Genomic DNA, 23,894 nt, shown 5'->3' on the forward strand with positions numbered 1-23,894 from the left:
GTGACAGATGGCTGATGAGGCTTCGAAGACTGCATCGGTGACCACCGGTGACAAAGATCCCGAAACGAAGACCGGTGGCGCCGCGGTGTCGACGTCGGCGTCACGGCGTGTGCGTGCCCGCCTCGCCCGTCGCATGACAGCGACCAAGAGCTCCATCAGACCTGTTCTCGAGCCCCTGGTCGCCCTGCATCGCGACCTCTACCCCAAGGCCGACGTCCAAGTGCTGCAGCGGGCATACGACACCGCAGAGTCGCGCCACAGCGGTCAGTTCCGCAAGTCCGGCGACCCGTACATCACCCACCCGCTGGCCGTGGCGACGATTCTCGCCGACCTCGGGATGGACACCACGACCCTCATCGCGGCGTTGCTGCACGACACCGTCGAGGACACCGGCTATTCGCTCGAGCAGCTCTCCGAGGACTTCGGGCAGGAAGTTGCCCATCTCGTCGACGGCGTCACCAAACTCGACAAGGTCACACTGGGCAATGCCGCCGAGGCCGAGACCATCCGCAAGATGATCATCGCGATGGCCCGGGACCCGCGGGTGCTGGTGATCAAGGTGGCCGACCGCCTGCACAACATGCGGACCATGCGCTTCCTCCCGCCCGAGAAGCAGGCCCGCAAAGCGCGGGAGACGCTCGAGGTCATCGCTCCGCTGGCCCACCGCCTCGGTATGGCCACGGTCAAGTGGGAGCTCGAGGACCTGGCTTTCGCGATCCTGCATCCCAAGCGATACGAGGAGATCGTCCGGCTGGTCGCCGACCGGGCACCGTCGCGCGACACCTACCTCGCGCGCGTCCGCGCCGACATCATCAAGTCGCTCGAGGGGTCGCGCATCACCGCAACTGTCGAAGGGCGCCCCAAGCACTATTGGTCCATCTACCAGAAGATGATCGTCAAGGGCCGCGAGTTCGACGACATCCACGACCTGGTCGGCATGCGCATCCTGTGCGACGACCTCCGAGACTGCTATGCCGCTGTGGGCGTGGTGCATTCGCTCTGGCAGCCGATGGCGGGCCGCTTCAAGGACTACATCGCCCAGCCTCGCTTCGGTGTCTATCAGTCGCTGCACACCACGGTGATCGGTCCCGAGGGCAAGCCGCTGGAAGTGCAGATCCGGACCCGGGACATGCATCGCACCGCGGAGTTCGGCATCGCCGCGCACTGGCGGTACAAGGAGACCCGAGGGAAAAACGGCTCCAAGGCGGGATCGGAAGCCTCTGAGATCGACGACATGGCGTGGATGCGCCAGTTGCTCGATTGGCAAAGGGAGGCAGCCGATCCGGGGGAGTTCCTCGAATCGCTGCGGTACGACCTCGCGGTCAAGGAGATCTTTGTCTTCACCCCGAAGGGTGATGTGATCACCCTTCCGATGGGGTCGACGCCGGTCGACTTCGCGTACGCGGTACACACCGAGGTGGGTCACCGGTGCATCGGCGCGCGGGTCAACGGTCGACTCGTGGCGCTGGAGCGCAAGCTCGAAAACGGTGAAGTGGTCGAAGTTTTCACCTCGAAGGCGGTGACGGCGGGTCCGTCCCGGGACTGGCAGAACTTTGTTGTCAGCCCGCGGGCCACGGCCAAGATCCGGCAGTGGTTCGCCAAGGAACGTCGCGAAGAAGCACTCGAGTCCGGCAAGGAAGCGATCATCAAAGAGGTTCGCCGCGGCGGACTTCCGATCCAGCGGCTGCTCAACGGCGACTCGATGAGTGCGATTGCCAGCGAGCTGCGGTACGCCGATGTGTCGGCGTTGTATGCCGCCGTCGGCGAAGGCCATGTGTCGGCGCGGCACGTGGTCAGTCGGCTCGTGGCCCAGCTCGGTGGCCTGGAGGACGCGCAAGAGGAACTCGCCGAACGGTCCACGCCCTCGACGATGCCCTCTCCGGTCCGTCAGACCGGTGATGCCGGTGTGGTGGTACCGGGCGCCGACGGAGTGCTCGCGAAACTGGCCAAGTGCTGTACCCCCGTCCCGGGCGACGAGATCATGGGGTTCGTGACCCGCGGCGGTGGCGTCAGCGTGCACCGCACCGACTGCACCAACGCGGGGTCGCTGCGCGAGCAGTCGGAGCGGATCATCGACGTCAAATGGGCACCGTCACCGTCGTCGGTGTTCCTGGTCGCCATCCAGGTCGAGGCGCTGGACCGTTCGCGTCTCCTGTCGGACGTGACGAGGGTTCTCGCGGACGAGCGGGTCAACATCTTGTCGGCCTCGGTGACCACCAGTCGTGACCGGGTGGCCATCAGCAAGTTCACCTTCGAGATGGGCGACCCCAAGCATCTCGGGCACGTACTGAACGTCGTACGCAACGTCGAAGGTGTCTACGACGTCTACCGGGTGACCTCCGCCGCCTGAGCGGTGGCCGTCCTCCGGCCGGTCGAATCCGACAGACAACAAACTCGGCCGCCCCTGATCGGGGCGGCCGAGTTCGTCGGTCAGAGCGTCAGTTCAGTTGGTGATGGTCGCGGTGGAGATGTCGACCGGCAGAGCAGGCTTGCCATCGGTGGCGGGAGCGCCGTCGGCGCCGGGTGTGACACCGGCTGCGGCGACCTTGTCGAGGACTTCGAGCCCGGCGGGATCAACCGTGCCGATGACCGAGTAGCTCGGTGCCAGTGTGCTGTCCTGGATGACCATGAAGAACTGGCTGGCGCCGGTGTTCGGCTGGCCACTGTTGGCGACGGCGATCGTTCCGCGGGGGTAGACGACGGACTGACCGGTCGTGTCACCCGGTGCCGGCGCCAGGTTTGTCGGCGCCTCGTCGGGGCTCGACCATCCGGGTCCTCCTGCGCCCGTTGCCGTCGGATCGCCACACTGCAGCACCTTGATGCCCTCGGTGGTGAGGCGATGGCAAGAGGTGTTGTTGTAGTAACCGGCCTTGATGAGCGTCTCGAACGCGCCGACGTTGCAGGGTGCACCCTCACGCTCGAGCGTCATCGGCAGATCACCCTGGTTGGTGGCGAACACCGAGTCGAGAGTGCCGCTCTTCAGTTGCTTGTCACCGGGCATCGGGGTGGTGCGTTTGTTGGCCATCCCGGCCGTGAGCTCTTCCTTGTACTTCAGGTACTCGGCTTGTTGCTCGGCGGGGACCTGCTCGATCGGCGGCAACGAGGCCAGCGGATCGGTGTCGTCAGGCGTGTACGCGCAGGCGGTCCAGCGAGCCTTCTCGTTGTCGTCGGACACCTTTTTGACGGCAAAGGCGGTCACGCTCGCGGCAACGATGACAACCACGGCCACCGAACTGCCGATGATGATCAGCTTCCGCTTGCGTGCGGCCTTCTGCTGGTGCTCCAACCGCTTCTCCAGCTTGCGTTTTGCCGCTTGCCGTCGTTGCTCGTTGTTGCTCGACACTGCAGAGAACCTCCGTCAAAGTCTTACGATTGCTCGCGCCCCCGGTGCGGGACACCGATGCGAGTCTGCCAGCACTTGCTGAGAGCACGTTATACGGGCGATGCCAGGGCGCGCCGGACAAGAGTCCGACTCGAATAGATGGCCGTGGCGAGCAGGTTTGTCCGTACTGGGATGATGATGGGAAACAGTCGTACGACCGGAGGAGAACAGACCATGCTGATCACGGGTTTCCCCGCCGGCATGTTCGCCACCAACTGTTATGTGGTGGCGAGCGGACCCGGCACTGATGCGATCATCATCGACCCAGGTCAGGATGCGGCACCGGCGGTTCGAGAGATCCTGTCCGAGCATCAGCTGAACCCGGTGGCGGTCCTGTTGACCCACGGTCACCTCGACCACACCTGGAATGCCGCGGAGCTCTGCGATGAGTTCGCGATCCCGGCCTACATCCATCCCGACGACCGGCCGATGCTGGCCGATCCGGGCCGTGGGATCGGACGGGCGATGTCCTCGATCATCGGTGACACGGTGTTCCGGGAGCCGGAAAAAGTCATCGAACTGACCGACCGCGAAACGGTCGACGTCGCGGGGCTGTCGTTCACGGTGGACCACGCGCCCGGCCACACCCAGGGCTCGGTGCTCTTCGGTATCGGCGTCGACACCCCGGAGGGCACTGTGCCGGTGTGTTTCTCGGGTGACGTACTGTTCGCCGGTTCGATCGGGCGCACCGATCTGCCCGGGGGGAGTCATCAGCAACTCCTCGACTCGATCGCCGACCGACTCCTGTCCCTCGACGACAACACCGTGGTCCTGCCGGGCCACGGCGAGCAGACCAGCATCGGTAGCGAACGCACCGCCAACCCATTTCTCGCGGGCCTGACCAGTTCAGGTGCCGCCGATCAACCCAAGAAGGGACGTCACGGGCTGTGAATGCCGGATTTCAGGCTCCACGAGGTATTCCGGACTATGTGCCACCGCAGTCGGCTCAGTTCGTGGCGGTACGCGACACCCTGACGCGTGCGGCATGGCTGGCGGGGTACTCACACATCGAGCTCCCGATCTTCGAGGACACCGCGTTGTTCGCCCGCGGTGTCGGAGAATCCACCGACGTCGTCTCCAAGGAGATGTACACGTTCGCCGACCGTGGCGACCGCTCGGTGACACTGCGCCCCGAGGGCACCGCCGGTGTCATGCGCGCGGTGATCCAGCACGGTCTCGACCGTGGGCAGTTGCCGGTCAAGTTGTCGTACAACGGGCCTTTCTTCCGGTATGAGAAGCCGCAGACCGGTCGGTACCGGCAGTTGCAGCAAGTCGGTGTCGAGGCGATCGGCATCGACGATCCGGCGCTCGACGCCGAGGTCATCGCCATCGCCGACAAGGGTTTCCGCCGTCTCGGTCTCACCGGTTTCCGTCTCGAGATCACCTCGCTCGGTGACGACACCTGCCGGCCGCAGTACCGGGAGGCATTGCAGCAGTTCCTCTTCGGGCTCGACCTCGACGAGGACACCCGGCGCCGGGCGGAGATCAACCCACTGCGTGTGCTCGACGACAAGCGTCCGCACATTCGTGAGGCAACCGCGTCGGCGCCGCTGATGATCGATTATCTGTCCGACTCCGCACGCGAACACTACGACGCGGTCATCGGGCACCTCGACCGTCTCGGCGTTCCGTACGAGAAGAACCCGCGACTGGTGCGCGGCCTCGACTACTACACCAAGACCACGTTCGAGTTCGTCCACGACGGACTCGGCGCGCAATCGGGTATCGGTGGTGGCGGACGCTACGACGGCCTGATGAAGCAGCTCGGCGGCAAGCAGGAGTTGTCGGGGATCGGGTACGGGCTCGGCGTCGACCGGACCGTGCTCGCGCTGGAGGCCGAAGGCATTGCCGCAGCGAGTGATGCGCGGTGCGAGGTGTTCGGGGTCCCGATGGGTGAGGCCGCAAAAGACGAGCTGGTGGCGATCACCGGCCGGCTCCGCGCCGCCGGCATCCGCGCCGACATCGCGTACGGCGGACGTGGCCTCAAGGGTGCGATGAAGGCTGCCGACCGCTCGGGCGCCCGGTTCGCACTGGTGCTCGGGGAGAACGAACTCGCCGACGGTCAGGTGGAGCTCAAAGACCTGACCAACGGCGAGCAGCAGCGCGTTGCGCTCGATGATGTTGTGGCGCACATCAATTCGGCACTGGCGCAGGGATAGCGGCGATGGGTGCGCGGCGCCGGTGGGTGGCGGTCGTGATGGGTGTCGTCCTGGCGACCGGACTGACCGCCTGCACCTTCACCGTCGACGGTGATCCGGCGCCGGCCCCGCATACGGGCCGGACATGGGGGAGTGAGGCCCACACCCCCGAGTTCCCGACGGCCGAGAACCCACCTGGTTAGTCGCGGGCCCACCACCCTGTAAACGCTCCACTTGTGCGAAGACGCTCCACGTGTACGTGGAGCGTCTTCGCATTTCCGGAGCGTTTGCGGAGGGGGTTCAGGTCAGTTCGGCTCGCAGTACATCGAGACTGACACCGCCGAGGGCAAGCGCCTGGCGGTGGAAGTCCTTGAGGGTACGAGACGGATCGCGGCGCAGGTAGTTGTCGCGGGCCTGCTGCCAGACACGTTGTCCCAGCGCGTACGACGGAGCCTGCCCCGGCCATCCGAGGTAGCGGTTGAGTTCGAAGCGCAGGACGGTCCGGTCCATCGCCACCGCCGCGGTCAGGAACTGCCAGGCCTTGTCGGCATCCCAGGTACCGCCGCCCACCGAGGCCGGTGCCTTCAGCCCGCAGTGGACGCCGATGTCCACCACCACGCGGGCGGCGCGCAGACGCTGTGAGTCGAGCATGCCCATCCGATCGCCCGGATCGTCGAGCCGGCCCAGTTCGCCCATCAGCCGCTCGGCGTACAGGGCCCAGCCCTCGCCGTGACCGGATGTGAACGACGCCAGTTTGCGCCACCGGTTCAGTTCGGGGCTCACCATCGCCGAACCCAGCTGCAGGTGATGGCCGGGTACACCTTCGTGGAAGACCGTTGTGGTCTCCTGCCAGGTGTGGAAGACCTGCTGCTCCGGTGGCACCGACCACCACATCCGGCCCGGACGGCTCAGGTCTTCGCTGGGCATCGTGTAGTAGATGATCCCGGTCGCCGACGGCGCCAGCCGGCATTCCAGCGCGGTCAGTTCGGCGGGAATGTCGAAGTGCAGGCGGCCGACCTCGTCCGTCGCGCGGTCGGACAACTCCTGCATCCACGCGACAAACGCATCGCGGTCGGTCATCTGGTAGCGGGGATCGTTGTTGAGCGCTTCGAGGGCGCCGGCCACGCCGGCACCGGGAGCGATCTGCTGTGCCAACGTCTCCTGTTCGGCCACAATCGATTCGAGTAGGTCGATGCCCCACGCGTATGCATCGTCGACGTCGATGTCGGCGCCCACGAACTCGGCCGAATGGAGTCGGTAGCGGTCGCGGCCCGCCGCATCGGCATCGACGGTGCGGGGCAGCACCTCCTCGCGCAGCACCGCGGCGAGATCGGTCATCGCCGCACCCACCTGCCCGCGCAGGTTGTCGAGCAGATCGGCCTTGTCGGTGCGCTCGATCGCGGCGGCGTTGCTGAAGATCGACCCGGTGGCGGTGTCCGCCTGTGTGGCACACAGATTCACCTGGCGGCTCACCAGCGGGGGACCGGTGTGGACGCGATGGCGAATCCCGGCGATGATCGACCGGGTACAGGACGGGATCTGTGACAGCCGGGCCAGGAACAGGTCCTGCTCCGCGGGTGTGGTGGTCGACATCAGGTCGAAGACATCGCGAACACCCTGCAGCGGGGATTCGATGACGTTGACCTCACCGACCCGGAGACCGGCGTCGTCGACGGCGAGCGCACGACGCAACTGATCGGACATCGTCGCGACCGTCACGCGGTCGACGTCGTCGGTGACCGTCGCCGCCGCGAGAGAGGTCAGTGCCTCACGCCGGGCGGATACCCGATCGGCCTCGCCGTCCGGCGCGAAGTCGGGCAGACGATCGTCGTAACCGGCCACCCCGAGGTGCGTGGCCTCGATCGGGTTGAGTGCACACGACTGCTCGAGATGTTCCTCGGCGATCCGGTCGACGGGGCTGGATCGGGTCATAGGGTCGCGGCCTCGAACGTGTTGCAGGAGTTCTGATCCCCGGAGGTGTAGCCGATGTTGAACCAGCGGACCCGCTGATCGGACGAGCCGTGGGTCCAGCCCTCGGGGTTGGAGGCGTCGCCACCGATGGCGTCGTCCCCGATTGCCTTGGCGGTCTTGATCACATCGTTGATCTGTTGTTGCGTCAGCGGCTCGAGCATCGCGTCGGGGCCCTTGTCCGCGTGGTACGCCCACACTCCGGCCAGGCAATCGGCCTGCAGTTCGATCCGCACCGAACCTGATGTGGGGCCGGCCGCGCCCATGCGCTGTCCTTGCTGCAGTGCGCCGGTGAGGTACTCGATGTGGTGGCCGTATTCGTGCGCGACCACATATTCCTGGGCGAGTGGTCCGTCGCCACCGCCGAGTCGATCGCTCAGGACGTTGAAGAACGACGGATCGAAGTACGCGGTCTGGTCGCCGGGGCAGTAGAACGGGCCCACGTCGGAGGTCGCGGGGCCGCACGCGGTGTTGACACTGCCCTCGAAGATGATCGTCTTGGGTGGTTCATATCCGGGCATGATGTCGGACCACACCGCGTCGAGGCTGTTGGTGGTGGCCACGATCCGGCACACCGTGTCGGTGTTGGCCTTCTCGATGGTGCAGCCGGCGATCTGTTCGTCGATCGCGGATTGCTCCTGCGACGAGGATGTGGAGCCCGTGCCGTCGCTGCCCAGGTCCAAGAGGTTCGGGTCGAACCCGAACAGCGCCGCCACGATGACGATGAGCAGGCCCGCTCCGCCGCCGATGGCGAGCTTGCCGCGACCGCCACCTCCGCCGCCGGAAACGTTGCCGGTAGCCAAGGGCCCGCCGCCTCGAAAAGTCATGCGGTCAGCATCGCATGACCTGTGCCGTTCTTGGCCGAATGCGGCAGCCGTAGGATGTTGCACGATACAAATCGTCGCCCTTCGAGAGGACCATTGTGCTGCGCACCCAATTTGCCGGATCACTGCGAGCCGCGAACGCCGGGCGGACCGTGACGTTGACCGGCTGGGTGGCGCGCCGACGCGACCACGGCGGCGTGATCTTCATCGATCTGCGGGACAGCTCCGGACTTGCTCAAGTCGTTTTCCGGGACGAGGCCGTCGCCACGCCCGCGCACCGCCTGCGTGCAGAGTACTGCGTCCAGGTCACCGGTGTTGTCGAGCAGCGCCCGGCGGGCAGCGAGAACCCCAACCTGGAATCCGGCGAGATCGAGCTCAACGCCACCGAACTGGTTGTCCTCAACGAGTCGGCGCCGCTGCCCTTCCAGTTGGACGAGAACCCGGGTGAGGAAGCCCGGCTGAAGTACCGCTACCTCGACCTTCGTCGCGAAGGTCCCGGCAGCGCCCTGAGGTTACGCTCGAAAGTCAACCAGGCCGCGCGAAATGTGTTGCTGGAGCAGGACTTCGTCGAGATCGAAACCCCGACCCTGACCCGCTCGACACCCGAGGGTGCCCGCGATTTCCTGGTCCCCGCCCGCCTGCAGCCGGGCACGTTCTATGCCCTGCCGCAGAGCCCGCAGCTGTTCAAGCAGCTGCTGATGGTGGCCGGTATGGAGCGCTACTTCCAGATCGCCCGGTGCTACCGCGACGAGGACTTCCGCGCTGACCGGCAGCCCGAGTTCACCCAGCTCGACATCGAGATGAGCTTTGTCGAACAGGACGACATCATCGCCCTCGGCGAAGAGATCCTGGTCGCACTGTGGAAGTTGATCGGCTACGACGTGCAGACGCCGATCCCGCGGATCACGTACGCGGACGCGATGCGTCGTTTCGGTAGCGACAAGCCCGACCTGCGCTTCGACATCGAACTCGTCGAGTGCGCCGAGTACTTCAAGGACACCCCGTTCCGCGTCTTCCAGGCGCCGTACGTGGGTGCTGTCGTCATGCCAGGTGGCGCAAGCCAGCCGCGCCGCCAGCTCGACGCGTGGCAGGAATGGGCCAAGCAGCGTGGCGCCAAGGGTCTTGCCTACGTCTTGGTTCAGGAAGACGGCTCGCTCGGCGGTCCGGTTGCCAAGAACCTGTCCGAGGCCGAACGCGACGGCCTGGTCGCGCACGTCGGCGCCAACCCCGGCGACTGTGTCTTCTTCGCGGCCGGCCCGGCCAAGGCGCAGCGGGCGCTGCTCGGTGCGGCCCGCGGCGAGATCGCGTCGAAGCTCGGCCTGATCAAGGACGGCGACTGGGCGTTCACCTGGGTTGTCGATGCACCACTCTTCGAGCCGGCCGACGATGCGACCGCAAGCGGTGACGTGGCGGTGGGTTCCGGTGCGTGGACGGCGGTGCACCACGCCTTCACCTCACCCAAGCCGGAGTCGGTCGATGTGCTCGAGTCCGATCCGGGTTCGGCATTGGCCTACGCCTACGACATCGTCTGCAACGGCAACGAAATCGGTGGCGGCTCGATCCGTATCCACAAGCGCGACATCCAGGAACTCGTCTTCAAGATCATGGGTATCTCGCACGACGAGGCCCAGGAGAAGTTCGGCTTCCTGCTCGACGCGTTCGCGTACGGGGCTCCGCCGCACGGTGGTATCGCCTTCGGCTGGGACCGCATCACCGCGTTGCTGGCCGGCCAGCCGTCGATCCGCGACGTGATCGCTTTCCCGAAGTCCGGTGGCGGTATCGATCCACTGACCGATGCGCCCGCAGCGATCACCCCGACCCAGCGCAAGGAATCAGGCATCGACGCGAAGCCTGCGGCACCGAAGTCGCAACAGGCACCGGTCGCCACGAAGCCCGCCGACGCCTGACCGCTCCAGCCGGACCCGCTCACAGAATCACCCGTTTCAGTCATACCCACCAGTTGCAGCAGGTGGGTGTGACCGGAACGGGTGGTTTTTTGGTCAGTCTGTGTCCGGCGGTACGGCGCAGAGTGTGGTCAACTTGCTTCCTGACCCTTTGGGACGCACGGAGGTATCGCCAGTTGACCATCAAGGTGGCACTCGAACACCGGACCACGTACAACTTCGACAGGTTGACCAAGGTCTATCCACATGTCCTGCGGCTGCGTCCGGCCCCTCACTCCAGAACGCCGATCGAGGCGTACTCGCTGAAGGTCGAACCCGGCGACCACTTCCTCAACTGGCAGCAGGATGCCTTCAGCAACTACCTGGCGCGCTTGGTGTTTCCGGAACCGACCACGGTTCTGAGCTTCACCGTCGGTCTGGTCGCCGACCTCACCGCGATCAACCCGTTCGACTTCTTCATCGAGGAATGGGCGGAGAACGTCGGCTTCGAGTATCCCGAGGAACTCCGTCGTGACCTCGAGGTCTATCTGCGGCCGGTGGACGTGCCGGGCACCGATCCCTTGGTCACCAAGTGGGTGGCGGATCATCGCGCGTCCGGCAAGATGCGCGTCATCGACTATCTCGTCCAGCTGATCTCGGCGGTCCGTGACGACGTCCGGTACACGGTGCGCCTCGAATCAGGGGTGCAGGCGCCGGAGTTCACCCTCGACAGCGGAGTCGGCTCGTGTCGCGACTCCGCCTGGTTGCTGGTGGCGATCCTGCGGCGCCTGGGCCTGGCGGCCCGCTTCGTCTCGGGGTATCTCGTGCAGCTGACCTCCGACATCAAGTCGATCGATGGCCCGTCCGGACCCGACGCCGACTTCACCGACCTGCACGCCTGGACCGAGGTCTACCTGCCAGGTGCGGGTTGGGTGGGTATGGATCCGACGTCGGGCCTGTTCGCCGGCGAAGGGCACATCCCGCTGGCGGCCACCCCACATCCGGGCGCGGCCGCACCGATCACCGGTGCCACCGGCAAATGCCATGCGGTGATGGACTTCTCGAACGAGGTCTCCCGATTCCACGAGGATCCGCGGGTCACGCTGCCGTATTCCGGCGACCAGTGGAAGCGGATCGTCGACCTCGGAACCAACCTCGATGCCCGGATGCGCGATGGTGATGTGCGGCTCACGATGGGCGGCGAGCCGACGTTCGTCTCGTTGGACAACCAGGTGGACCCGGAGTGGCTCACCGACGCCGACGGGCCCCACAAGCGTTCACTCGCTTCGGATCTGACCGATCGGGTGAAGAAGATCTACGCACCCAAGGGGTTGGTGCAGCGCGGGCAGGGCAAGTGGTATCCCGGTGAACCGTTGCCGCGGTGGCAGATCGATGTGATCTGGCGCGCCGACGGAAAAGCGCTGTGGAACAACCCCGATCTGCTCGATGATCCCTGGCCGACCAAGGACGCGGCGAAGGCCACCATGGAGTGGCAGGCGCCCGGCGGACTCGGGCCCACCGACCCGGCCACCGCCAAGGCGCCGGAAGCCTTCATCTCCGCGCTGGCCGGTCGTCTTCGGCTGCCGGAGTCACAGGTGATGCCGGCGTACGAGGATCCGCTGCTGCGGCTCGCCGAGTTGGTGCGGCTGCCTGTGGGGGCACCGCCGGACCGGGAATCGGAGGCCGCCGAGGCGACCGCCGACGATCTGACGCCCGACAAGGACTCGACAGAGATCCGCAAACGCCTTCTGGCCGAGCTCGATTCGTCGGTGTCGAGCCCCACCGCGTATGTGATGCCGATCAACCGTGCCCCCGACGGTGTCGGCTGGCAGAGCGCGTTGTGGAAGACCCGGCGCGGCCGGTTGGTCCTGAGCCCCGGCAATTCTCCGGCGGGCCTGCGACTGCCGCTCGATGCTCTCTTCTGGGAGCCGAACATGCAGTTCTTCCTGACCGACCCGACGGCGTTCGACATCGAACCGCTCGACGACCTCACCTCGGCTGAAGAACTTCCGTTGCCGCCTTCGGTGTCGGAAGCACCTGCCGCGTCCGCGCCCGTCATGCCGCGGACCGGGATGGCCGGAGAATCGCTGCCCGGTGCCCGCCCCGGTACGTCGTCCGGGGAGACCGGTGTGCCCGGTGACGGTGAACCACTGTGGATCACCCCGGAGGTGCAGAAGGCGCGGGCCGCCGCAGAAGCAAAGGCGGCAGCAGAGAAGGATGTCCCCGACACCGACACCGACACCGACACCGGCACCGACCTCGTCGAGCCGTCGGGCCGGTCGGTCACCGCACTGGTCGCGGAGGAGCGCAACGGTGTCCTCTACGTCTTCCTGCCACCCACCGAGACCGGCGACGATTTCGCGGAACTGATCAACATGGTCGAGCGCAGTGCCGCCGAGGTGGGCAAGCCGGTGGTCATCGAGGGCTATGGCCCACCGTCGGATCCGCGGCTGACGTCGATGACGATCACACCCGACCCCGGTGTCATCGAGGTCAACATCCAGCCGACGTCGTCCTTCGTCGAACAGTCTGAACTCCTCGAGACCCTCTACGACCAGGCTCGCCGGGTGCGGCTCGGCACCGAGTCGTTCGACCTCGACGGTAGCCACGGTGGTACCGGCGGCGGCAACCACATCACGCTCGGCGGCATCCGCCCGGCCGATTCGCCGATGCTGCGCCGCCCGGATCTGCTGGTCTCGATGCTGACCTACTGGCAGCTGCACCCGTCGCTGTCCTACCTGTTCTCGGGCCGGTTCATCGGCACCACCTCGCAGGCACCCCGCGTCGATGAGGGACGGGAGAGTTCGCTCTACGAACTCGAGGTCGCCTTCGCCGAGATCGATCGCATCAGCCAGGAGACGGCTGCCGGCAACACCGGTCATCATCTGCCGTGGGTGACCGACCGGGCGCTGCGGCACCTGCTGACCGACATCACCGGCAACACCCACCGTGCGGAATTCTGCATCGACAAGATGTACAGCCCTGACTCGACGCGGGGCCGGCTCGGTCTGCTGGAACTGCGTGGTTTCGAGATGCCGCCACATCACCAGATGGCGATGGTGCAGTCGTTGCTCGTGCGCAGCCTGGTCTCCTGGTTCTGGGACAAGCCCTACCGGGCGCGGCTGCAACGCCACGGCGCCGACCTCCACGGCCGGCACCTGTTGCCGCACTACGTGATCGACGACATCGCGAACGTCGCCGAAGATCTCCGTGATGCCGGATACGACTTCGACACCGCCTGGCTGGCCCCGTTCACAGAGTTCCGCTTCCCGCGCCTGGGCACGGTGCACATCCGTGACGTCGAGATCGAGTTGCGTGGCGCGATCGAGCCGTGGAACGTCCTCGGCGAGGAATCCGCATTCGGCGGCACCGCCCGCTACGTCGATTCGTCGATCGAACGGGTGCAGGTCCGCATGCTCGGCGGCGACACGAACCGATTCATACTGACCTGCAACGGCGTACCGGTCCCACTGGCCTCGACGGGCCGGGCGGGGGAGTCCGTCTCCGGTATCCGGTTCCGGGCCTGGCAGCCGCCGAGTGCGCTGCATCCGACGATCACCATCGACAGCCCGCTGGTGTTCGATCTCGTCGACACCCATAACGGGCGTTCGGTGGGCGGCGCGACCTACCACGTCATCCATCCCGGTGGCCTGGCGTACGAACGTCCGCCGGTGAATGCGGTGGAGGCCGAATCCCGCCGAAACGGACGCTTCGAGGCATCCGGACATCAGGTCGGCACGGTCGACACGGCCAAGCTCCGCGAGTATCAGGCGCGGCTCGCGACCGATTCCGGTGTGCCGATGATTTTGGATATGCGGCGAGCACGTACAGTCCTGCGGTGACATTGCCAAGGATCGAGCCCACTGGGATTTTGGACCGATACCGGTCTGACCGGTACGGATTGTTCGATCTCCCGGCAACGCCGGGATCGCAGTCGGGACCCTTCGACGAGCTGTTCGACAGCACCGGCGCGATCCGCGGCCAGTGGGCCGGTCTCGTCGACGGACTCGAGCGGTTGGCCGATGCCGGACTCCGGCAGGCCGATCAGCGGGTGCGGACCCTGGTCGACGACGACGGCATCACCTACAACTCACCGATCGGGACCTCGACGCAGCAACGGCGCTGGGAACTCGACTCCGTGCCACTGCTGTTCGACGGATCGCAGTGGCAGCTTCTCGAGAAGGGCATCGAACAACGGGCTCGGGTCCTCGATGCGCTGCTGTCGGACATCTACGCCGACCAGACGGTGATCACGTCGGGGTTGGTGCCACCGGAGATGATCTACGGTCACCCCGGGTACGTCCGGAAGGCCTCCCGTTTCCCACAGGTCCGGTCCCACATGCTGTTCATGCACGCGGCCCTCATCGGCCGGGTCCCGAGCGGTGAGCACCAGGTCTACTCAGATCGCGCTCAGGCGCCGTCGGGGATCGGCTACGCGCTGGCCGACCGGCAGCTGATGTCGCGGGCGTTCCCGCGCCTGCTGCAACGTTGTGTCCCGCGGCCGATGTCGGCGTTCGCGGCCACATTCCGGCTGGCGACCTTCGAGTACGCACCTCAGGGCATCGAGGAGCCGACAGTCGCGGTGCTGACCCCGGGTTCGTTGTCGGAGACCGCGTTCGATCAGGCCTACCTGGCGTCGATCCTCGGCTTTCCGCTGGTGGAGGCGGCCGACCTCGTGGTCCGGGACGGCACGGTCTACATGCGGTCGCTGGGCACCTTCAAGCGGCTCGACGTGATCCTCCGGCGGGTCGACTCCGACTACTCTGATCCGCTCGACCTGCGCGCCGATTCCCGGCTGGGTGTCACCGGTCTGGTGGAAGCCGTCTCGCGCGGGACGGTCACCGTGCTGAACACGCTCGGTAGCGGGGTGCTCGAGAACCCGGCGCTGCACACGGTCCTGCCCGCGGTCAGCAAACACCTCCTCGGCGAGGAGCTGTCGCTGAACTCGGTGCAAACATATTGGGCCGGAAACGATCTCGAACGAACGAAGTTGCTGGCGGATCTCCCGCTCCTGGCCGTGACGAACTTCCGTACCGGTGAGGAGTTCTCCGGACCGCTGCTCAGCGCCGGTGGGATCGACACACTACGCACCCGCATCGCCACGGAGCCGTGGCAGTGGGTCGGCCGTGCGCTGGAACGGTTTTCGGTGGCACCGTCCTCGACGCCGAGCCCGACCGGGTCACGCACGTCCGGTTCACCGCTGCGCGCCGCCCCGGTCGGCATCCGTTCGTTCTGTGTCGCCCAGGGATCGGGGTACGCGGTCCTGCCCGGCGGCCTCGGCCAGGTGCTCGCCGACGGCGCTGCCGGATCGGCCATGACTTCCGTTGCCGGAAAAGATGTCTGGGTGACCACCGTGGAACCGGCCGCAGGCCAGGTCCGGGTAGAGGAGTCCGGGGACCGGAGTGTCCCGATCATCGTCGCCGGTGGTGGTTCGATCCAGGTCCGGCCCAGCTCGGACCCGGTGGTCAGCTCACCGCGGGTGTTGTCCGACCTGTTCTGGTTCGGGCGTTACGGGGAGCGGGCCGAGCTGACCACCAGAATGGTCAAGGTCGCCCGCGAGCGCTACGAGGCCTACCGGTACCGGCCCTGGATGACCGGCACTGCGTCGATCCCGTTGTTCCTGAGCGCAATCGCGGCCGCGTCGGGCAACTCCGAGGTGCTCAAGGACATCAGCGGCCTGCGCGATTTCGACAGCAGCAAGGCCCCGGAGCCCGATGAGGTCATCGCGGCGACCGCGCGGTTGCACATGATGACCGGCACCCGCCGGACACCCGGTTCGGTCGCTTTCGCCGTCAGCCGCCTGCAGCAATTGGCCCGGGCCATCCGGGACCAGCTGTCGACGAGCACGTGGATGGTGCTCAGCTCGATCGACCGGGCCCTGAACGAACTGGGTGCCGCACCGGCCGCGGGCGGTGGAGACGACACCGAGCGGGACGGCTCCGAACTCGGCCGCGCACACGACGACATCCTGCACGGACTCCTTGCCCTGGCCGGACTGCAGTCCGAATCGATGGTGCACGACGCGGGCTGGCTGTTCATGGACATCGGGCGACGGATCGAGCGCGCGCAGATGCTGGCCGGCCTCACCTCGGCGATCCTGGTTCCGCAACACGACGCGGACACCGAACAGGGTCTGCTGGAGGCGTACCTGTCGGCCAGCGAGTCGATCATCACCTATCGCCGCCGAAACAGGGGCATCGTCAGGATGGCTTCGGTGGCCGCCCTGATGCTGTTCGACGAGGGCAACCCGCGGGCGATGATCTATCAGCTGCAGACGTTGCGTGATGACCTGACCGCACTGCCGACCGAGATCCGGTCTGCGGCCGCGGAGCGGATCGTCGAGGATTTGGCGTCAGAACTGCGCCGCGTCGACCCGGCGGACCTGGCCGCGTTCGGAGCCGGCGGTCAGCGTGTGGAACTGGCCGAATTGATGCGTACCCTCGATTCCGGGCTCCGCGAGATCTCGGATGTGCTCGGGCGCACCAGACTTGCCCAGCCGGTGGACATGCAGCCGCTGTGGGGTGCCGGATCAGAGGGGGCGTTGTGAACACGGCCGACGAGCAATTGCGGCCCTCCGCAGATTTCGCCGAGGGCGTCACCCGCCGCTACCGGATCACGCATCGGACGCGCTACGACTACGACGACGTGGTCAGCAGCAGCTACGGCCGCTGCCATCTGCAACCACGTGACCTGCCCGGTCAGCGGGTGATCGACAGCGCGATCACCATCGATCCCGAACCCTCGGACCGCTCGACGGGCGTCGACATCTACGGCAACCACGACAGCTACTTCCACGTCGTCACCCCGCACCGTCGTCTGGAGGTGACCGGTGTGTCGACGGTCGACGTGGACCCCATCGATCAGGGGTTGCTGAACTCGGAGGCGGCGCGGGCGCGGTGGGAGTCGGCGCGCCCGACCGGTGCGGCAGGCGCTCGGGCGGTGGAGTTCCGCCTCGATCTCTACCCGCCGGAGATCGGACCCGCGGTCGCCAGGTACGCGTCGGAGATCTTCACACCCGGTGCGCCCCTGCTCGACGTGGTGCGCGAACTCACCAGCCGCATCTTCCGTGATTTCACGTACCGGTCGGGGTCCACGGCGATCAGCACCAAGGTCGACACGGTCATGGAGCGTCGGGAGGGTGTCTGTCAGGACTTCGCCCGGGTGGCGATCGCATGTCTGCGGTCCCAGGGGCTCGCGGCGCGGTACGTCTCGGGGTACCTGGCCACCGACCCGCCGCCGGGGCGCGAGCGGATCTTCGGTGCCGACGCGTCACATGCGTGGGCTGCGGTGTGGCTTCCGGGTGATCGCTGGATCGCGTTCGACCCCACCAACGACAAACTCGTCGACGAACGTCACGTCACGGTGGCGTGGGGCCGCGATTACGACGATGTACCACCGTTAAGAGGCGTTATCTATACCGAATCTCGGAAGAGTAAAATCGATGTCTCCGTGGATGTCTCACCAGAAAATTGATGCCATTTCCTATGGATGTAATTCTGGCCGGTGTTTCTTGGGTAGGTTGTAAGGGATGACTGTTCTAGCCGATAGCCAGAAAACCGGCGCGGTGCAGGCAGCTGAGCGGCTTCTGGCCGCTCGCGCCGGCTCCCCGGTGTCCTTAGCCGAACCCTCTGACCTCGGTGGCAGCGGTCGAACCCAAGTCCTGCGGGTTCGAGTCGCGAAGAATCCTTTCTCTGGCGATCGCACGTTGGTGATCAAGGTCCTCGGTGACGGCGACACCGGGTCGGGTGCGTCTTTCTACCGCGAGGTCGCCTCGTACAAATACGCCAACGCACTGCCGACCGAGTCACGACCGGGCCCGGCGCTGATCGCCTTCGATCTCGCGTCGCGGGTTCTGGTCCTCAGCGACCTCGGCGACGGCCGTTCGATGACAGAACTCCTGCGCACCAAAGACACCGCTGCGGTCGGCAACTCCGTCAGCGCCTGGGGCCAGGCGCTGGGACGGATGCACTCGGCCACGGTCGGCGGCGAGAACGACTTCGCGGCACTGCTGCGGCAGGGCGCCGACGGTATCGCCGTCGACGCATTGAGGAGCCAGTTCGAGGCCGCGGTCGACTCGGCGCCGAAGGTGGTGACCGAGATGCTGGGACTGACACTCGACCCGAGTGTCCGGGAGGCGCTCGCAGCCGCGCGTGACCTGTTCGGTGAAGGTGACCACCGGGCCTTCAGCCCGTCGGATGTGGGCCCCGAGAACATCCTGATCAACGACGACGGCGTGCGATTCCTCGACTACGAGTGGGGCGGTTTCCGCGACGCCACCCTCGACATCGCCTACGCACTGGTGACCTTTGCGCCGTGGCTGTCGCCGAGTTCGGCGGCCGCACGGGTGGATCTCGAGACCCTGATGCTCGACGCCTGGCGCTCGGAGGTGCAGGCCATCTGGCCGAGCCTGGGATCGGACCGTGAGCTGGCGCGCAAGGCGGTACTGGCGCGCCTGGCGTGGGTGTGGCTCTCGACGATGTGGATGTTGCCGATCGACGACACCGATGTCGGCCGGGCCGACGAAGCCCATGGTCTGGCCCTGAGCACCTCCGATCCGCGGGTGATCGTCGACCGGTGGTCCGCGCTGGCCGACGCCGCCCGGCGCGCCGATGAACCCGCGCTCGCCGGGTTCTCCGATTCGGTCGGTCAGGCGCTGGATTCATCCTGGCTTCACTGATGTGCCACACCGATGACCACTGATCAGAGCGGCCTTTTCGACGCCCCCGTCGCACCGCCTGATCCGATCACCGGTGGTCTGGCCCGTCCGGCCGCGGGTGCACCGCTCGCCGTTCGTATGCGGCCGCAGACGCTCGAAGAGATTGTCGGACAAGAACATCTACTCGAAGCCGGTTCTCCGCTGCGTCGGCTGATCGACGGTTCCGGCGCCGCCTCGGTTCTGTTGTTCGGCCCGCCGGGCACCGGGAAGACGACGATGGCTTCGCTGATCTCGACCGCAGCGGGTGGTCGGTTCGAGGCTCTCTCGGCGCTGTCGTCGGGTGTGAAGGAAGTCCGTGCGGTGATCGATGCCGCGCGTCGACGGCTGATCGCCGGCACCCAGACCGTGCTGTTCATCGACGAGGTCCACCGATTCTCCAAAACCCAGCAGGATGCGCTGCTCGACGCGGTCGAGAACCGGATCGTGCTGCTTGTCGCCGCGACCACCGAGAATCCGTCGTTCTCGGTGGTGGCCCCGCTGCTGTCCCGGTCGCTGGTGCTGCAGTTGCGGTCCCTCGGCAGCGCCGACATCCGAAAGCTGCTGGTGCGGGCCGCAGCTGATCAGCGTGGCCTCGGCGGCGCGGTCACCATCGACGACGATGCGCTCGACCATCTGGAGAAGATCTCGGGTGGAGACGCACGGCGCGGCCTGACCGCGCTCGAGGCGGCCGCGGATGCGGTGCTCTCCGATACCGGCTCCGATGCCGATGCGCCGGCAGTCGTCACGCTCAGCTATGTCGAGTCCGCCGTCGATCGGGCCGCCGTCCGTTACGACCGTGGTGGTGATCAGCACTACGACGTGATCAGCGCGTTCATCAAGTCGATCCGCGGTTCCGACGTGGACGCGGCCTTGCACTATCTGGCCCGGATGATCAGTGCGGGGGAGGACGCGCGGTTCATTGCCCGCCGCCTGGTCGTCCATGCCAGCGAAGACATCGGCATGGCCGATCCGACCGCATTGCAGACGGCCACCGCCGCCGCACAGGCCGTGCAGCTGATCGGCATGCCCGAGGCTCGGCTTGCCTTGGCGCAGGCCACTATTCACCTGGCGACGGCACCGAAGTCGGCGGCGGTGATCAGCGCCATCGGGGCCGCGATCGCCGATGTCGAAGGCGGCAAGGCGGGCGCCGTCCCACCGCATCTACGCGACGGTCATTACGCGGGTGCGGCAAAACTCGGCAGTGCTGTCGGCTATCGCTACCCGCACGACGCGCCGGACGGTGTGCTCGCACAGCAGTACCCGCCCGACGAACTGGTCGGCGTCGACTACTACGAGCCCACCGACCGCGGGCGTGAACGTGACATCGGTCCGCGTCTGGGGCGCCTGCGCAACATCATCCGCGGGCGACGTTGACGGCGAAGCCGGGTTTGTCTGTCTCGCGGTGCGACCCGGAGATGGCCTTGCCAGTAGTGTGGGTTGGTCACGTTGTTTGCGATGGACGCAGTCGGGCCTGGAAACCAGGTGGAGTCAAAGAGTGAGGACAGTCAGTGCAGACGCATGAGATCAGGAAGCGGTTCCTGGATCACTTCATCAAGGCCGGACACGTCGAGGTGCCGAGCGCGTCGCTGATCCTCGACGATCCGAATCTGCTGTTCGTCAACGCCGGCATGGTGCCGTTCAAGCCGTACTTCCTCGGCGAACAGACCCCACAGTCCCCGCGGGCCACCAGCATCCAGAAGTGTGTCCGCACCCTCGACATCGAGGAAGTGGGCATCACCACACGGCACAACACCTTCTTCCAGATGGCCGGCAACTTCTCGTTCGGCGACTACTTCAAGCGCGAAGCGATCGGATTCGCCTGGACGCTGCTGACCAATTCCGTCGACGACGGTGGTTTCGGCATCGACCCCCTGCGCCTGTGGCCGACGGTCTACCTCGATGACGACGAGGCCTTCGGGATCTGGCGCGACGAGATCGGTGTGCCCGCCGAACGGATCCAGCGCCGCGGCATGAAAGACAACTACTGGTCGATGGGTGTCCCCGGTCCCTGTGGCCCGTGCTCGGAGGTCTTCTACGACCGCGGTGCCGAGTACGGCATCGAGGGCGGCCCCGAGGCCGACGAGGACCGCTACATCGAGATCTGGAACCTCGTCTTCATGCAGAACGAGCGGGGTCCCGGTGGAGGCAAGGACGGCTACGAGATCCTCGGGCCGCTGCCGAAGCAGAACATCGACACCGGCATGGGCATCGAGCGCGTCGCCTGCATCCTGCAGGGTGTCGACAACGTCTACGAGACCGACCTGCTGGCGCCGGTCATCGGTGTCGCCGAGCGGCTGACCGGCCGCACCTATGGAGCCGACCCGGCCGATTCGGTACGGTTCCGTGTCATCGCCGATCATGCCCGCACCGCGGTGATGCTGATCGCCGACGGCATCACACCCGGCAACGACGGACGCGGCTACGTGCTTCGCCGTCTGTTGCGTCGCATCGTGCGTTCCGCCCGGTTGCTCGGCGCCACCAGCGTCACGATGCGGGAATTCGTCGAGGCCGTCATCGACACGATGACCGCGTCGTACCCCGAACTCGCCGATCAGCGGATCCGGATCGTCAGCATCTCGGTCGGTGAGGAAGACGCCTTCCTCAAGACCTTGACCGCCGGATCCCGACTGTTCGACGACGCCGCCGCGACCACCAAGGCCTCCGGCGCCACCCGCATCAGCGGCAAAGACGCTTTCGCCCTGCATGACACCTACGGGTTCCCGATCGACCTCACCCTGGAGATGGCCGCCGAGGCGGGCCTGTCGGTGGACGAGGCCGGATTCTCCGAGCTGATGACCGAGCAGCGTCAGCGCGCGAAAGCCGATGCGACCGCCCGCAAGTCGGGTCACGCAGACCTCAGTGTCTACCGCGAGTTCCTCGATCGCGGACCGACCGTGTTCACCGGATTCGACGAACTCAATTCGGAATCAGAGGTTCTGGGTCTGGTCGCCGACGGGCAACGCGTGCGCAGTGCGGTCGCCGGCCAGGAGGTCGAGGTGATCCTCGACCGCAGCCCGCTCTACGCCGAGTCCGGTGGCCAGATCGCCGACATCGGCGCCATCACCACCTCGTCGGGGCTGCGGCTGTCCGTCAAAGATGTTCAGAAGGTCGGCAAGTCGGTCTGGCTGCACCGGGCCGTCATCGACGAGGGTGAGATCGCCGAGGGCGACGTGGTCCTGACCCAGGTCGACGCCGCCTGGCGCCACGGCGCCACCCAGGGCCATTCCGGAACCCACCTCGTGGGAGCCGCGCTCCGGCAGGTGCTCGGACCCACTGCGACGCAGGCGGGTTCACTCAATCGGCCCGGCTACCTGCGGTTCGACTTCGCGTCGCAGGGTGCGCTCTCCGAGGCGCAGCGCAACGAGATCGAAGAGATCACCAACTCCGCGGTCGAGGCCAACTATCCGGTGAACACCTTCGAGACCGGCATCGACGACGCCAGGGCGATGGGTGCGCTGGCGCTCTTCGGCGAGAACTACGGTGATGTCGTGCGAGTTGTCGAGATGGGCGGACCGTTCTCGATGGAGCTGTGTGGTGGCACCCACGTCGGGTCGTCGGCACAGGTCGGACCGGTCACCTTGCTCGGTGAGTCGTCCGTCGGATCCGGTGTGCGTCGCGTCGAGGCGTATGTCGGCCTCGACTCGTACCGCTACCTGGCCAAGGAACGCGCCCTGATGGCCGGGCTCGCCACATCGCTGAAGGTGCCGAGCGACCAGGTGCCCGGACGGGTCGAGTCTCTGGTGACCAAGCTCAAAGAAGCCGAGAAGCAGATCGAGAAGATGCGGGCGGACGTGGCGAAGGCCTCGGTCGGATCGCTGATCGACACCGCGACCCGCGTGGGCGACGTGCTGGTGGTGGCCGGGAAGCTCGACGGTATGGACGCCGGCGACCTACGGACCCTGGCCGCCGACCTGCGCGGACGGGTCGGGTCGGACAACGCCGTGGTGGTGTTGTTCTCGGCATCCGGTGAGAAGGTGCCGTTTGCCGTGGCGACCACCGCCACCGCCCGCGACGCGGGGATCAAGGCCGGAGATCTGGTTCGAGAACTCGCACCGCTGGTTTCGGGTCGCGGAGGTGGAAAGCCCGATCTGGCACAGGGTTCCGGCAGCGACGCAGCGGGCATCGATTCGGCTCTGGTTCGGCTGCGTGAACTGGTCGGCTCGGCTCGATGACGTTGACGCCGCGAGGGCGCCGCTTGGCCATCGATGTCGGCAGCGTCCGCATCGGCGTGGCCTCCTGTGATCCCGACGGGATCCTGGCAACTCCGGTCGAGACCGTCGCCCGCACACCGAAAGGTGACACCGACCTGCGGCGGATCGCCGCGATCGTGGCGGAATACGAGGCCGTGGGCGTCATCGTCGGACTGCCGAAGACGTTGCGCGACGAGCACGGACACGCAGCCGTGCTCGCCACCGATTTCGGTTCTGCACTGGCGAAACGCATCTCACCGGTGCCGGTGATCTACTCCGACGAACGTTTGACCACGGTGACGGCACAACAGGCGCTGCGATCGTCCGGTGTCCGGGCGAAATCCCAGAAATCTGTAATCGACCAGGCTGCGGCCACGGCGATCCTGCAGAATTGGCTGGATCTGCAGGCGAGTCAGGAAGGCCACGGGTGAGTGACGACAGATCCGACCACAGTCGGTCAGACGCAGCACCCGGACGCCGTCGTCGGCGCAGCGACAGTCCCTACGACCCCGACCGCCTGAGGTACTTCACTCAGGGAGACGGAAGCGCGCCGAGTCGCCGTCGCGGACCCGAGGTGATCCCGCCGCGCGACCCCGGTGGCGCCCACCGGAATCCGCCGCCACCACCACCGCCGCCATCTCGGTCGCCGGAGCCGGTGTGGGAGCCAGAGCCCGTCGAACGGGTCTGGGAGCCGCAGCCCCAGGAGCGGGCGTGGGAACAGCAACCACAGGAACCGGCTTGGGAGCCACAGTCCCCGGAACCGGTCTGGGAGCCACACCCCCCCACGTCGCAATCGGTGATGCCGCCGGCCCCG

The 23,894-nt window shown here is 66.5% G+C and carries 15 protein-coding genes; 12 read left to right on the forward strand and 3 right to left on the reverse strand.

The window, feature by feature from the left end; genetic code table 11:
* Positions 1 to 7: 7 nt before the first annotated feature.
* Positions 8 to 2,350: a RelA/SpoT family protein gene (locus tag VIQ49_RS14630; RefSeq protein ID WP_331885804.1), complete on the forward strand. Its 2,343-nt coding sequence runs from the start codon at positions 8 to 10 to the stop codon at positions 2,348 to 2,350.
* A gap of 93 nt (positions 2,351 to 2,443) precedes the next feature.
* Here VIQ49_RS14630 and VIQ49_RS14635 read toward each other — a convergent pair whose 3' ends face one another.
* Positions 2,444 to 3,343 (reverse strand): peptidylprolyl isomerase, encoded by a 900-nt coding sequence (locus VIQ49_RS14635; RefSeq protein ID WP_331885806.1) that lies wholly within the window; start codon positions 3,341 to 3,343, stop codon positions 2,444 to 2,446.
* A 213-nt stretch (positions 3,344 to 3,556) separates the two neighbouring features.
* Between VIQ49_RS14635 and VIQ49_RS14640 the strand changes: the two genes are divergently transcribed.
* The 3 genes from VIQ49_RS14640 to VIQ49_RS14650 are packed head-to-tail and all read left to right on the forward strand — an operon-like array spanning position 3,557 to position 5,723.
* Positions 3,557 to 4,273, forward strand: coding sequence for an MBL fold metallo-hydrolase (locus VIQ49_RS14640; protein WP_331885808.1), 717 nt, complete (start codon positions 3,557 to 3,559; stop codon positions 4,271 to 4,273).
* Complete coding sequence (hisS, locus tag VIQ49_RS14645) at positions 4,270 to 5,541, forward strand: histidine--tRNA ligase (RefSeq protein WP_331885810.1); 1,272 nt, start codon at positions 4,270 to 4,272, stop codon at positions 5,539 to 5,541. The genes VIQ49_RS14640 and hisS overlap by 4 nt, the downstream gene beginning before the upstream one ends.
* Before the next feature lie 5 nt (positions 5,542 to 5,546).
* On the forward strand, positions 5,547 to 5,723 hold the full coding sequence (locus tag VIQ49_RS14650; RefSeq protein ID WP_331885812.1) for a hypothetical protein: 177 nt from the start codon (positions 5,547 to 5,549) through the stop codon (positions 5,721 to 5,723).
* A gap of 97 nt (positions 5,724 to 5,820) precedes the next feature.
* On the opposite strand, the gene VIQ49_RS14655 is transcribed toward VIQ49_RS14650, so the two are convergent.
* Together VIQ49_RS14655 and ypfJ are read right to left on the reverse strand one after the other, a co-directional pair.
* Entirely contained in the window at positions 5,821 to 7,452 is a 1,632-nt protein-coding gene (locus VIQ49_RS14655; RefSeq protein WP_331885814.1) for a DUF885 domain-containing protein, read from the reverse strand.
* Positions 7,449 to 8,315, reverse strand: coding sequence for a KPN_02809 family neutral zinc metallopeptidase (gene ypfJ / locus VIQ49_RS14660; protein WP_331885816.1), 867 nt, complete (start codon positions 8,313 to 8,315; stop codon positions 7,449 to 7,451). Before ypfJ ends, VIQ49_RS14655 begins: the two co-directional genes overlap by 4 nt.
* A 95-nt stretch (positions 8,316 to 8,410) precedes the next feature.
* On the opposite strand from ypfJ, the gene aspS reads away from it, so the two are divergent.
* The 8 genes from aspS to ruvX all read left to right on the forward strand — a co-directional run bounded on the left by aspS (position 8,411) and on the right by ruvX (position 23,511).
* Complete coding sequence (aspS, locus tag VIQ49_RS14665; RefSeq protein ID WP_331885817.1) at positions 8,411 to 10,219, forward strand: aspartate--tRNA ligase; 1,809 nt, start codon at positions 8,411 to 8,413, stop codon at positions 10,217 to 10,219.
* Positions 10,220 to 10,392: 173 nt separating this feature from the next.
* Complete coding sequence (locus VIQ49_RS14670; protein WP_331885819.1) at positions 10,393 to 14,037, forward strand: transglutaminase family protein; 3,645 nt, start codon at positions 10,393 to 10,395, stop codon at positions 14,035 to 14,037.
* The gene (locus VIQ49_RS14675) at positions 14,034 to 16,742 is read left to right on the forward strand and encodes a circularly permuted type 2 ATP-grasp protein (protein WP_331885821.1); all 2,709 of its coding nucleotides are present in this window, start codon (positions 14,034 to 14,036) and stop codon (positions 16,740 to 16,742) included. The genes VIQ49_RS14670 and VIQ49_RS14675 overlap by 4 nt, the downstream gene beginning before the upstream one ends.
* Positions 16,739 to 17,668, forward strand: coding sequence for a transglutaminase family protein (locus VIQ49_RS14680; RefSeq protein WP_331885823.1), 930 nt, complete (start codon positions 16,739 to 16,741; stop codon positions 17,666 to 17,668). Before VIQ49_RS14675 ends, VIQ49_RS14680 begins: the two co-directional genes overlap by 4 nt.
* A gap of 55 nt (positions 17,669 to 17,723) precedes the next feature.
* Positions 17,724 to 18,872, forward strand: a complete 1,149-nt coding sequence (locus VIQ49_RS14685; RefSeq protein WP_331885825.1) for a hypothetical protein — start codon at positions 17,724 to 17,726, stop codon at positions 18,870 to 18,872.
* 12 nt (positions 18,873 to 18,884) lie between these two features.
* On the forward strand, positions 18,885 to 20,264 hold the full coding sequence (locus VIQ49_RS14690) for a replication-associated recombination protein A (protein ID WP_331885827.1): 1,380 nt from the start codon (positions 18,885 to 18,887) through the stop codon (positions 20,262 to 20,264).
* A gap of 134 nt (positions 20,265 to 20,398) precedes the next feature.
* Positions 20,399 to 23,062 carry an alanine--tRNA ligase gene (gene alaS, locus VIQ49_RS14695; protein ID WP_331885829.1) on the forward strand — a complete coding sequence of 888 codons (2,664 nt, stop codon included), beginning with the start codon at positions 20,399 to 20,401 and terminating at the stop codon, positions 23,060 to 23,062.
* Positions 23,059 to 23,511 carry a Holliday junction resolvase RuvX gene (gene ruvX, locus VIQ49_RS14700; RefSeq protein WP_331885831.1) on the forward strand — a complete coding sequence of 151 codons (453 nt, stop codon included), beginning with the start codon at positions 23,059 to 23,061 and terminating at the stop codon, positions 23,509 to 23,511. The genes alaS and ruvX overlap by 4 nt, the downstream gene beginning before the upstream one ends.
* The last annotated feature ends 383 nt before the right edge of the window (positions 23,512 to 23,894 follow it).

It is taken from the genome of Williamsia sp. (assembly GCF_036566845.1).
Taxonomy (GTDB): Bacteria; Actinomycetota; Actinomycetes; order Mycobacteriales; family Mycobacteriaceae; genus Williamsia.